This window comes from Streptomyces sp. NPDC001137, from assembly GCF_040298885.1.
Classification (GTDB): Bacteria; Actinomycetota; Actinomycetes; order Streptomycetales; family Streptomycetaceae; genus Streptomyces.
On the sequence record NZ_JBEPBA010000025.1, the window covers coordinates 103,811 to 116,523 of the forward strand.

At 70.2% G+C, this 12,713-nt stretch carries 7 protein-coding genes; 1 reads left to right on the forward strand and 6 read right to left on the reverse strand.

From position 1 onward, the window contains the following. Positions 1 to 18: 18 nt before the first annotated feature. The 5 genes from ABT254_RS36760 to ABT254_RS36780 form a co-directional block, all read right to left on the reverse strand. Entirely contained in the window at positions 19 to 1,989 is a 1,971-nt protein-coding gene (locus ABT254_RS36760; protein ID WP_351480266.1) for a beta-galactosidase, read from the reverse strand. Continuing rightward, complete coding sequence (locus ABT254_RS36765; RefSeq protein WP_351480269.1) at positions 1,989 to 4,208, reverse strand: WD40/YVTN/BNR-like repeat-containing protein; 2,220 nt, start codon at positions 4,206 to 4,208, stop codon at positions 1,989 to 1,991. Before ABT254_RS36765 ends, ABT254_RS36760 begins: the two co-directional genes overlap by 1 nt. Before the next feature lie 104 nt (positions 4,209 to 4,312). Next, the gene (locus ABT254_RS36770) at positions 4,313 to 5,239 is read right to left on the reverse strand and encodes a carbohydrate ABC transporter permease (RefSeq protein ID WP_351480272.1); all 927 of its coding nucleotides are present in this window, start codon (positions 5,237 to 5,239) and stop codon (positions 4,313 to 4,315) included. Further along, entirely contained in the window at positions 5,236 to 6,288 is a 1,053-nt protein-coding gene (locus tag ABT254_RS36775) for an ABC transporter permease (protein ID WP_351480275.1), read from the reverse strand. The genes ABT254_RS36770 and ABT254_RS36775 overlap by 4 nt, the downstream gene beginning before the upstream one ends. Further along, positions 6,288 to 7,967 (reverse strand): extracellular solute-binding protein, encoded by a 1,680-nt coding sequence (locus ABT254_RS36780; RefSeq protein WP_351480278.1) that lies wholly within the window; start codon positions 7,965 to 7,967, stop codon positions 6,288 to 6,290. The genes ABT254_RS36775 and ABT254_RS36780 overlap by 1 nt, the downstream gene beginning before the upstream one ends. A 326-nt stretch (positions 7,968 to 8,293) precedes the next feature. Between ABT254_RS36780 and ABT254_RS36785 the strand changes: the two genes are divergently transcribed. Then, positions 8,294 to 11,134, forward strand: coding sequence for a glycoside hydrolase family 3 C-terminal domain-containing protein (locus ABT254_RS36785; protein ID WP_351480281.1), 2,841 nt, complete (start codon positions 8,294 to 8,296; stop codon positions 11,132 to 11,134). 130 nt (positions 11,135 to 11,264) lie between these two features. On the opposite strand, the gene ABT254_RS36790 is transcribed toward ABT254_RS36785, so the two are convergent. Then, positions 11,265 to 12,710 carry an aldehyde dehydrogenase family protein gene (locus tag ABT254_RS36790; RefSeq protein ID WP_351480283.1) on the reverse strand — a complete coding sequence of 482 codons (1,446 nt, stop codon included), beginning with the start codon at positions 12,708 to 12,710 and terminating at the stop codon, positions 11,265 to 11,267. Positions 12,711 to 12,713 lie beyond the last annotated feature (3 nt).

A 12,713-nucleotide genomic window follows, 5' to 3' on the forward strand; every position in this document is an offset into this window, starting at 1 on the left:
GCTTGCTCAGGGGTGTGTTCATGAGCGCAACACCATCACGCCGTACCGGCCGAGGGTGACCTCGCCCTCCACTGCCGCGCCGGTGAGCAGGTCGCGGTGGGTGCCCGGCACCTGCACGGTCACTGGTTCCCGCCCGTGGTTGAGCACGAAGAGCAGGTCGCCGCGGCGCACCGCCTCCACCCGGTCGGGCAGGCCGTCGAGGACGGGGCGGGCGCCCGCGTCGGCCGCGATCCGGGCCAGCAGGTCGCGCAGTGCGTGCGGCTCGGGAAGCGTGGAGACGTACCAGGCGCGGCCCCTGCGCAGCACGGCGGGCAGGCCGTCGAGCTCGCCGCCCTTGTACCTGGCCTCGACCGAGGCGTCCTCCGCGGCCTCGATCTCCTCCGACCAGAGGGTCCCGTGGAACTCGTCGGTCTCGGCGGTCTCGTCCGCGTCCAGCGGCCACCACTCGTGCAGGGTGCGGATGCCGAACAGCTCGCGCAGTCGGGGGTCCATGCCGCCGGGGCGCACGCGGTCGTCCTCGTCGGTGACACCGGTCAGGAATCCGCAGACGAGGGTGCCGCCGCCGCGGACGTAGGCGAGGAGGTTGTCGACCGCCGCGTCCGTGAGGGCGTACAGCTGGGGGACGACGACCAGCTTGTAGGCGGTGAGGTCGTGCTCCGGGTGGGCGAAGTCGGTGGTGAGGTGGGCCTGCCACAGGCCGCGGTGCCAGGCGGTGAGGATCTGCGTGTGGTCGACCCGCGTCGAGAGCCGGCCCTCGTGGGCTCCGGCCCACCAGGAATGCCAGTCGTGCAGGATCGCGATGTCGTTCCTGCTGTGACTGCCCGTCACCTCCGCGCCGATCCGGGCGAGTTCGGCGCCGAGTTGTCCGACCTCCTGATACGTACGGCCCTCCGGCCCCGCATGGCTGACCATCCCGGAGTGGAACTTCTCCGCGCCCTGCCGGGACTGGCGCCACTGGAAGTAGCAGATGGCGTCGGCACCCCGAGCCACGGCCTGCAGGGACCAGAGGCGGCCCAGACCACGCGGCTTGGGGTGGTTGACGCCGCGCCAGTTGACCGGGCCCGCCGCCTGCTCCATCAGCATCCAGGGGCCGCGGGCCTGCGAGCGGGTCAGGTCCTGGACGAGGGCGCCGTGCTGCGCGCCGAAGGGATCGCGCGGATCGGGATAGAGGTCGACGGAGACTACGTCCTCCTCCTCGGCCCACCGCCAGGCGTCCAGCCCGGCCCACAGCGCCATGAAATTGGTGGTGACCGGGATGTGGGAGGGGGTGTGCCGGCGGACGATGTCGCGCTCGGCGATGTAACACTCCAGGAGCATGTCGGAGGTGAACCGTTTGAAGTCCAGGACCTGGCCCGGGTTCTTCAGGTAGTGGGCGTGGCGGGGCGGCAGGACCTCGGCCCAGTCGCCGTAGCCCTGGCTCCAGAAGGCCGTGCCCCAGGCGGAGTTGAGGGCGTCGAGCGTGCCGTACCTCTGCTGCAGCCAGCGGCGGAAGCGGGCGGCGGCCTCGTCGCCCCAGTCGTAGGTGCAGTACTCGTTGTTGATGTGCCACATGGTGAGGGCGGGGTGGCCGCCGTAGCGGGCGGCGAGGTCCTCGGTGATGGCTGCCGCGTACCGGCGGTAGGCGGCGCTGGAGTGCGAGAAGTGCTGGCGGCCGCCCCACCATTCAATACGGCCGTCCTCGTCGCGGGGCAGGGTCTCGGGGTGCAGCCGGCCGAGCCAGGGCGGCGGCGAGGAGGTGGGGGTGGCGAGCACGACACCGATGCCGCCCGCGTGCATGAGGTCCATCAGCCGGTCGAGCCAGCCGAACTCCCGCTCCCCCGGCCGGGGTTCGAGCTTCGCCCAGGAGAAGACACCGAGGGTGACGGAGTTGACGCCGGCCTCCCGCATGAGCCGTACGTCCTCGGTCCAGGTCTCCTCGGGCCACTGCTCGGGGTTGTAGTCGCCGCCGAAGAGGATGCGGCCGCGGGTGGCGTCGCTGAGCGCCGGCATCAGACGGGCTCCCCGTACTGGATCCCGCGCCCGTTGGTGGCGAGGTAGACGCGGCCGTGGATGCGCGGGTCACCGATGACGGCCGTGCCGATCCAGCCCCACTGGTGCCGGTCGTCGTTGATCCGCACCCACGTCTTCGCCTCGTCGTCGGAGCGGTGGACGCCGGTGACGGCCTCGATCGTGCCGACCTGGTAGAGGGCGGGGTAGTCGGCGCCCTTCGCGGCCCTGCCGAAACCGAGGCACTCCGAGGCGTCGACGCCGGCGGTCTTCGAGAAGCTCGCGCCGCCGTCGGTGGACCGGTGCAGGCCCTGCCCCTTGGCACTCAGCCACAGATCGCCGGACCTGCCCGGCGCGGCGACCAGCTTGAACTGGCTGTCCCCGGAGGGCAGTCCCAACGCCCGGGCCGTGAAGGTCCGGCCACTGTCGGTGCTGGCGTACAGCGTTCCCGTGTCGGTGTCGTACGCGTAGAAGAGCGTCGGGTCGGCCGGGTCGGCGACCGGCGTGGCGCCCTTCGGGAAGGAGGCGACCTCGGACCAGGTGGCGCCGTGGTCCGTGGAGCGGTGGGCGGGGTACTTGGTGCCGTCCGAGTGCACGAAGACCCACAGCAGCACACTGCCGTCGGCACTCACGGCGATCGGCCCCGGTCCGTCCTTGGCGATGGCGGGCTGAGCCTCGAAAGGCACCCAGGTCTGCCCCCCGTCGTTCGAGCGGGCCCCGTTGCCGTGGTCGCCCCAGCCGGTACGGACGACGTACGACGGCTTGTTCGCGGCCTGGGCGAGCCCCATCGCCGACCCGAACACGGGGTTGGTCGCCATGCCGCGGGAGGGAGACGCCGTGAGCCGCTCGTGGTACAGCACGCCAATGTCACCGCAGCCGCTGATCAGGTGCGCCTGGCCGGCCGGGGGCGAGATCAGCAGCCGCACGGCCGTCTCCTCCAGACCGCGGATCTGCGGGGCCCAGTTCCTCAGGTCCCGGGTGCCGTAGAGGGTGGCGCCGGTACCGTACACGATGTGCCGGGAGTCGTACGGGTCGACGGCGAGCGCCTGGATCCACCATCCGAACTTGGGCTTGTCGGCGCCCCACTTGAGATAAGGGGTCTCGGACACGTCGAAGACGGCGGAGTCCTTGAGGGACGTCCAGCTGCGGCCGCCGTCGGTGGTCCGGTAGAGGGTGTCGATCTCGGCCCACCGGTTGTTGGTGGAGACGACGACGGTGCCGGGGCGGCGGGCGTCGACGGCGACGCCGCCGTACCCGAAGGTGTCGGCGGAACCGTCGGAAGTGGTACCGCCCGGTCTCACGGGGGTCACGTCGGTCCACTTCCCGCTGGTGGTGCACAGCTTGTGCACACTGCCGTCGGACTGGCCGTTCGGTCCCGGCGCGTCGGTGTACGTCACGTAGAGCTCGCGGGTGTACGGGTCGTACGCGGCGCGGATCGGCACCTTGGCGGCCGTGCCGGTGGGCCCGCCGGGGACGGCTTCCCAGACGGTGCCGTCGGTGGTGCGGAAGAGGTGGGCGGTGCTGCCGTCGGAGTCGCCCCAGCCGGCGTAGAGGGTGCGCCCCGCGGCGACAAGGAAGGTGACGCCCTGCCCGGAGGCGCTCGGGGTGCCCGGGAAGCCGCCGGCAGCGGCCCAAGTGGCCCCCCGGTCGGTCGACTTGAGCAGCCCGTCGTGCCGGGTGCCCAGCCACAGGGTGTCGCTGTCCCACGGATCGACGAGCAGCCGCTCACCCGTACCCCGCCCGTCCTCGTTGGCGCCCAGCTTGACGCCGAGGTCGGTGCGGGTCCAGGTGGCACCGCGGTCCTCGGAGCGCAGGATCGCCCCGTTGCCGGCCCAGGACTGGGTGTAGGTGCCGAGGGCGAGGTGGACGCGGTCGGGGTGGGCGGGGTCGACGGCGATGGCCTCGACGCCGAGGAGGTTCCAGTCGTCCGCGCCGAGATGGTCGGTCAGCGGGGTCCAGCGGGCGGCCTTGTCGTCCCAGCGGTAGGCGCCGCCGATGTCGGTACGGGCGTAGGCGAGGCCGCGGACCGAGGGGTGGAAGAGGACGCCGGTGACGAAACCGGTGCCGCCTATGACGGCGTTGCGCCAGCGGTACGCCGGCGTCGCGGTGGCGGCCGGTGCCGCGGCCAGCGCCCGCCCGGGGAGAAGCGGAACGGCGGTGAGCGCGGCGGTCGCCGCGGTACCGGCGAGAACGGCACGTCGGCTCGGAGTGAACGCGGGCATGACAGACCTCGTTCTGTGCGGTGGGGAGCAACGGGAGGTTTGGGACCGCCGCGGCCGACCGCTGATGGCGGCAGGTCGGCCGCGGCGGAGTCGAAAGGTGTGGCTCAGCCCTTGATGGCGCCGGTGAGCATGCCCTTCTTGAAGTGGCGCTGGACGAAGGGGGAGGCGACCGCGACGGGGATCAGCGCGAGGACCATGACCGCCATCTGCAGCCCCAGCGCGGAGAGTTGACCGGTGCGGACCGCCTGCTGGAGACCGGTGGGGGCCTCGGTGTTCTTCTGGACCAGCTGGATGAGCACGTTCTGCAACGGCATCATCTGCTGGTCGCTGAGGTAGATGGAGGCGTTGAACCAGGCGCTCCAGTAGCCGACCGCGTAGAACAGGGAGATGACGGCCAGCACGGCCCGTGACAGCGGCATGATGATGGTCAGCAGGATGCGCAGGTCACCGGCGCCGTCGATACGGGCGGACTCGGTGAGTTCGGGGGAGATCCCCATGAAGAAGGCCCGCAGCACCAGGATGTTGAAGACGCTGACCGCGCTCGGCAGGATCAGGGAGAGATAGGTGTCGGTGAGGCCCAGCGACTGCACCAGCAGGTACGTCGGGATGAGGCCGGCCCCGAAGAACATGGTGGCCATCATGGTCATCAGGAACAACCGGTGGCCCAAAGTGCCCGGCCTGGACAGGCCGTAGGCCGCGAGCACCGACACCGTCATCGAGAACAGCGTGCCGAAGAGCGTGACGCCGACCGAGACCATGATCGCCCGGCTGACCTGGCCGCCGCTGAGCAGTTCGGTGTAGTTGACGAAGGTGATCCCCTCGGGGATCACGACCAGGCCGCCGACCCGGTCGATCACCGGTTTCGGGGAGAGGCTGGTGACGATCACGATCCACAGCGGCCCCAACACCCCGAGACAGCACAGGGCCAGGAAGCCGCTCTTGGCGGCCAGTCCCACCTTGCTGGCTTGCTCTTCCCACACCGGGCGGGCGGGAGCCTTCAGACTGCGGACGAGCGTCGTGTTGAGGCTCATTTCTTGTACACCCCCTGCTCGCCGAGCAGGTGCGCGACCTTGTTCGCGCCCAGGACGAGGCAGACTCCGATGACTCCCTTGACGAGGCCGACCGCGGCCGCGTAGCTGAAGTCGCCGTTCTGGATACCCATGTTCCACACATAGGTGTCGAGGACCTCGCTGGCCCCGGCACCGACCGCGTACCGCTGGAGCAGGAACTGCTCGAATCCCACGCTCAGCGCGTCGCCCACCCGCAGGACCAGCAGCAACGCGATCACCGGGCGCAGCGCGGGCAGCGTGACATGCCACATGCGTCGCCAGCGGCCCGCGCCGTCCATGGCGGCGGCCTCGTACAGATCGGTGCTGACGGCGGCCAGCGCGGCGAGGAAGACGATGATCCCCCAGCCGGCGTCCTTCCACACGGCCTGGGCGGTGACCAGGTACTTGAACAGGCTCGCGTTGGTCATCAGGTCGAAGCCGCTCCACCCGTGCTTCTCCAGGGTCTGGGCGATGATGCCCGCGCCGCCGAGGATCTGCTGGAAGACGGTGACCACGAGGACCCAGGAGAAGAAGTGCGGCAGGTACATGATCGCCTGGGCCACGGCCCGCACCCGGGGCCGGATCACGCTGTTGATGACCAGCGCGAGGGCGATGGGGATCGGGAAGAACAGCACCAGTTGGAGCGCGAAGAGCACGATGGTGTTCTTCGTGGCGCTCCAGAACAGCGGGTCGTCGAGCATCCGCGAGAACTGCTCCACGCCGACCCAGGGGCTGTGGAAGATCGCCGTGATGCCGTTGTCGGCGGCGTACGGGTCGTAGTCCTGGAAGGCGACGACGTTGCCGAGCAGTGGGACGTAGTTGAAGATCACGAGCAGGACGATGACGGGCAGCGTCATCAGGATGAGCGTGCGGTCGCGGCGCCACCGGACCCGGAAGGGGATCTTGCCCGCCTTGGCGGCCCTGCGCGGCGCACTCTCCTTCACGGTGGCCACGGTGACCGCGGCCGTCGGTTCCTCGACCGCCGCGGGGGGACGTGTCCCGTCCGGCCTGCTCCCGGCCGTGAGGGACATCAGTTGCCACTGCCGTTCTTCTCGAGGAGCTTCTTGTACCAGTCCCGCAGCTTGTCACCGCCGGAGGACTTCCAGGTGGAGATGGCCTGCTGGACGTCGGACAGCTTCTTGTTGCCGCGCACGAAGTCGATCTCCAGTTGCTCGAACTGGCTGGAAAGGGTGGCGTAGCGGCTCGGTTCGACGATGTTCATGCCGTAGGTGGACGTCTTCTTGACGAAGGCACCCTGCCGCTGCTGCCACTCGACCTGCTTGCGGGCGATCTCGGGGAAGTCGGGGTGGGCCAGGTAGGGAGCCGGGGCCGCCAGCATCACCCAGGCGTTGTTCACCTCCTGGACACCCCGGTCGTTCTTGACCGGGACGCCGTTCTTGACCGTGTAGTGGGTGCCCTCGACGCCGTAGTCGACGAACATCCGCTCCTTGGTGCCGTAGGGCGCTGCCGCGAAGTTGGCGGCGGCGAGCGCGTTCTCGACCGTCTCCTTCGAGGCGCCCTTGCGGATCATGGACCAGATGCTGGCGGGCGGGTTGGCGTACAGCGTCGGGTTGCCGCCGTCGGCGCCGAAGTAGTCCATGCCGTCGACCTCGAAGTCAGGGTTGGACCGGGCCTGTTCGGCGGTCATGCCGTACCAGCCGGACATGTCGCTGTTGCCGACCAGGGTCTGCCCGGAAGTGAACCGCTGGGTGGGATCGCCCGTGTTTGCCTTGTCGTCGGGATGTACCACACCCGCGGCGAACAGCTTGCGGACCCACTCCAGATGTTCGAGGTACTCAGGATGCTCGATGCGGTACGTCAGCTTGCCGTCGTCCCCGATGTTCCAGCCGAGCGACCCGGCAGGCCGGACACCGAAGAAGCCTGCCGCCGACCACCTCATGTCGCCGCAGGCCCACACCTTGGCCTTGGCGCTGGTGGCCTCCTTGGCCCAGCCGAGGAACTCGTCGGCCGACTTGGGGACGGTGTAGCCCTTCTTGTCGAAGATGTCCTTGCGGTAGAAGGGCACGATGTTGGGCACGGGTGCGGCGGGCATCGGGATGCCGCGCAGCGCGCCGCCGAAGATGGACATGCGCCAGGCGTCGGACGGGATCGCGGCCAGGTTCGGGTACTTCTTGACCTTGTCGCCCGCCAGGTAGGGGCCGAGGTCCATGAACTTCGCGGTGACCGCGCTCGATATCTTGCCGACCAGCTCCCAGCTGGGCACGACCACCATGTCGGGTATGGAGCTGGAGGCGAGGACGGCACCGAGCTTCTCCCCGTAGGTGTTGCCGTCCTGGTTCTGCCAGGTGATCTTGGTGCCCGCCGCCGCGTCGAGTTCCTTGTAGTACGCGCACCCGGGCTTCGGCGGGGTACCCCAGAGCGGGGACATGATCTTGAGGGGAGCGCCGGTACCGAGCTTTTTCGGGACCGAGGCGACGAGGGCCCCGAGGTCGATCTTGCTGGTGTAGCCGGCCGCGGAACCGTTCTTCGAGGGGATGTCCGGCTTGGCGAGCGTGCTGGCGACGTAGGCCGGGATCAGTTTGTCGGCTGCCTTGCCCGATGTGGCCCCTTCGCGCTTCCCGCTGTCCGAACCACCGCAGGCGGACAGCAGTGGCATCCCTCCCGCCATTGCCGCGGTGGCGACCGCTGTCGAGGCGAGGAAGCTTCTCCGGCTCGGTCCGGAGGAGGCGAAGGCGGCGTTCGGCGTCATTGCGTCAACCCTTCGTGGCGCACCTGGACACCCGGCGGAGGCCGTCGGCTGCGGTGTCGTAAGTGGAACTGCCCTGAGCTGAAGCGTTTCTTCGACGAGTAAACGGAATGCGCAGTCGAAGCGCTTCGATGTTGCTGTGAGGTTAAGTGAACACACAGGGGCGCACAAGGGTCGCTTCCAAGATTCCTTCGAGGCTTGCGAGCGCCCTCCTTTCATATGTGCCGCTTGAAGTCAGGGTGTCGATCTCTTGACACTCGCCCCCGAGTCGAATGAGCATCGAAGCGCTTCGAAAGCAATCCCGTCGATCCATCGCAGGGGGATCCCACGTGACCGCACACACGCCGCACACGCCGCCTTTTCGCGATCCGCACCTGCCCTTCGCGAAGCGCATCGACGACCTTCTGTCGCGGCTCACCCTCGAGGAGAAGATCGGATTCCTGCACCAGTTCGTCCCCGCCGTCGAGCGGCTGGACATCCCCGCGTTCCGCACCGGCCAGGAGGCGCTGCACGGCGTGGCCTGGATGGGCCCGGCCACGGTCTTCCCGCAGGCGGTCGGTCTCGGCGCGACCTGGAACACGGACCTGGTACGACGGGTCGGCGAGGCCGTCTCCAAGGAGATTCGCGCGATGCGCGCCCGTGACGACCGCGTGGGGCTCAACGTCTGGTCCCCGACCGTCAACCTCCTGCGCCACCCGCTGTGGGGCCGCAACGAGGAGGGCTACTCGGAGGATCCGCGGCTCACCTCGGCCATCGCCACCGCCTACACGCACGGCCTGCGCGGCGAGCACCCGACGTACTGGCGTACGGCGCCGGTCCTCAAGCACTGGCTCGCGCACAACAACGAGACGAACCGCGACACCACGTCCTCCTCCGTCCGCCCGCGCGTCCTGCACGAGTACGACCTGCGCGCCTTCCGCGACACGGTCGAGGCGGGCGCGGTGGCCGGCGTCATGCCCGCGTACAACCTGGTCAACGGCCGTCCGAACCATGTCTCGCCATATCTGCGCGAGCACCTGCGGACCTGGACCGAGGAGGATCTCCTCGTCTGCTCGGACGCGGGCGCGCCGTCCAACCTGGTCGACTCCGAGCACTACTTCGACACGCACGAGGAGGCCACGGCCGCGGCGCTGCTGGCCGGCGTCGACAGCTTCACCGACCACGGCACCGACAGCTCGAAGATCACCGCGCGGGTGCGCGGGGCCCTGGAGCGGGGCCTGCTCACCGAGTCGGACATCGACACGGCCGTGCGCCGCCAGCTCTCGGTGCGTTTCCGCCTCGGCGAGTTCGACCCGCGCTACGACCCGCACGCCGGCACCGGAGAGTTCGACACCCCGGCCCATCGCGCGCTCGCACAGGAAGTCGCCGAGCAGGCGGTCGTGCTGCTGAAGAACGACGGCGGTCTGCTGCCGCTCGCCGAGGACACCCGGATCGCGGTGGTCGGCCTGCTCGCGGACGAGTGCAAGCTGGACTGGTACAGCGGCACGCTCATCCACCGGTCCACACCACTGGAGGGCCTGTACGAGCGGTTCGGCGCGGAGCGCGTGGAGTTCGCGGAGGGCGTGGACCGCGTCCGCTTCAAGACCGCTGCCGGTACGTTTCTCCACGCCCCGGCGGCCGACGGCGCCGAGGAGCAGGTGCGCGGCGCCGAGGGCGCTCTCGACCCGGCCACGCTCACGGGCCGCACCGATCTGCCCCCGCTGACCACCGATGCGACCGGTACCGAGTTCGCGCTCATGGAGTGGGGCGAGGGCGTGCTGACGCTGCGCGCGCCCGACGGCCGCTATCTCTCGGTCGCCGAGGACGGCTGTCTGCGCGCCTCCGCCGACCAGCCCGGAGGCTGGATCGTCCAGGAAACATTCCGCCTGGAACCCCACGAGAACGGGCACCTCCTGAAGCACCTCGGTACGGGTCGCCACGTCTGTGTCGCCGCCGACGGCGTCAGGGTTGCCGAAGCGAACCCGGAAATCTTCGAGGTGATCATCACCGAGCGCGGCGAGGACGCGGTGCGCAGGGCCGCCGCCGAGGCCGACGTGGTCCTGGTGGTCGCGGGCAACGATCCGCACATCAACGGCCGTGAGACCGAGGACCGTACGACCCTGCGCCTCCCCCGGCACCAGGAGCGCCTGCTGCACACCGCGCGCGCCACCAACCCGCACACGGTGCTGGCGCTGGTGTCGGCGTACCCCTACGCGTTCGACTCCGCCCGCCTCCCGGCCGTCCTGTGGACGGCGCACGGCGGCCAGGCGGCCGGCACCGCCCTGGCCAGGGTCCTCGCCGGCGACGTCTCCCCCGCCGGCCGCCTCCCGCAGACCTGGTACGCCGACGACGCCGACCTGCCCGACCTCCTCGACTACGACGTGATCGGCAGCCGCCAGACCTACCTGTACTTCGAGGGCACGCCCCTGTTCCCGTTCGGCCACGGCCTGTCGTACGCGTCGTTCGCGTACGCGGACCTGACGGCGAAGGCGGAGGGCGCCGCGGTGTCCGTCTCCTTCACGGTCACGAACACCGGAGCCATGGCGGCGGACGAGGTCGCCCAGCTCTATCTCCGCGCCGTGGACCCGGCTCTCCCGCGTCCGCGGCGCGAGCTGGCGGCACTCGACCGGGTGCGCCTGGAGCCGGGCGAGCGCAGGGAGCTCTCCTTCGAAGTCCCCTTGTCCGCCTTCGGCTTCTGGGATGTGCACCAGGGCCGGTGGCGCCGTGAACCGGGCCCCTACGAACTGCTGGCCGGCGCCTCCAGCGAGGATGTGCGGCTGCGTACGACGGTGACGCTCGACGGCGAGGCGTCCGCACCGCGCCCCGTCCTGAGCCGGGGTCTCGACGCGTCCGACTTCGACGAGCAGAGCAGCATCGAGATCGTCGACCGCACGAAGACCGCGGGCGACGCGGTGACCCCGGTGGAGGGCAGGGCGGGTGAACTGGTCTACCGGGACTGCGACTTCGGAAAGGGCGTCGGCGAGGTGTCCGTGACGGTGGCGGGCGAGGGTGTGGTCGATGTGTCACTGGACGGGGGTCCGGTGCTCGCGTCCCTGACGCCCGGGACGCCGACGCCGGGACCGTACGACTACACGACGGTCACCGCCGGGATCCTCGCCGAGGGTGTCCACGACGTCCGCCTCAGGCTGCGCGGCCCGCTGCGGCTCGCGCATGTCGGCTTCTCCGGTTGAGGGTCCGGACGAAGCCGACGCGAAGAAAGGGCCCGGCACCGGAAGGCATCGGCGCCGGGCCCTTTCGGGAAGCCTATATGAAAATGGTTCCCATTTACTAGAGGGTGCCCAGAGGGCGCCTGGCGGGGCTCTAGAGGGCGAGCCCGGTGAGGACCAGCACCCGCTCGTAGGTGTAGTCGTCCATCGCGAACTTCACGCCCTCACGGCCCACACCGGACTGCTTGGCACCGCCGTACGGCATCTGGTCGGCGCGGTAGGAGGGGACGTCACCGATGACCACGCCGCCCACCTCCAGCGCACGATGCGCCCGGAAGGCGACCTGGAGGTCGTGCGTGAACACACCCGCCTGGAGGCCGTACTTGGAGGAGTTGACGGCGGCGAAGGCCTCGGCCTCGCCGTCCACCTTCTGCACGGTCAGGACGGGCCCGAAGACCTCCTCGCAGGAGATCGTCGTGTCGGCCGGTACGTCGGTGAGGACGGTCGGCGCGTAGGAGGCGCCGTCGCGGTCGCCGCCGGTGAGGAGGGTCGCCCCGGCCTCGACGGCCTCCTTCACCCACGACTCGACGCGCCTCGCGGCGTCCTCGCTGACCAGCGGGCCGACATCGGTCTTGTCGTCGTTCGGGTCACCGGTGACCTGGGCCTCGACGGCGGCGACGATACGCGGCAGCAGCCGGTCGTACACGGACGCGTCCGCGATGACCCGCTGCACGGAGATGCAGGACTGGCCGCCCTGGTAGTTGGAGAAGGTGGCGATGCGGGTGGCGGCCCAGTCGAGGTCGGCGTCGGAGGCGTAGTCGCCGAGGACGACGGCCGCGCCGTTGCCGCCCAGCTCCAGGGTGCAGTGCTTGCGCGGCACCGAGTCCATGATCGCGTAGCCGACCTTCTCGGAGCCCGTGAAGGAGATGACCGGCAGGCGCTCGTCCTGGACCAGGGCGGGCATCTTGTCGTTGGCGACCGGGAGGATGCTCCAGGAGCCGGCCGGGAGGTCCGTCTCGGCGAGCAGGTCACCGATGATCAGGCCGGAGAGCGGGGTGGCGGGCGCCGGCTTCAGGATGATCGGCGCGCCGGCCGCGATCGCCGGGGCGACCTTGTGCGCACACAGGTTGAGCGGGAAGTTGAAGGGCGCGATGCCGAGGACGACGCCCTTGGGGAAGCGGCGGGTGAGGGCGAGACGGCCCTGGCCGCCGGCGTCGGTGTCGAGGCGCTGGGCCTCGCCGCCGTTGAAGCGGCGGGCCTCCTCGGCGGCGAACCGGAAGACGGAGACCGCGCGGCCCACCTCGCCGCGGGCCCACTTGATCGGCTTGCCGTTCTCGGCGGAGATCAGCTGGGCGATCTCCTCGGTGCGCTCGGCGAGCCTGCGGCTGACGTGGTCGAGGGCGCCGGCGCGGACGTGGGCGGGGGTGGCGGCGAAGTCCTCGCGGACGGCGTGGGCGGCGGCGACGGCCTCCTCGACCTGGGCGTCGGTGGGCACGCTCACCTTGCCGACGAGGCGGCCGTCCCACGGGGAGGTGACGTCGAAGGTGTCCTCACCCGTGGCCTGGCGGCCGGCGAGCCAGAAGGCGGTGGTGGAAGTCATGGG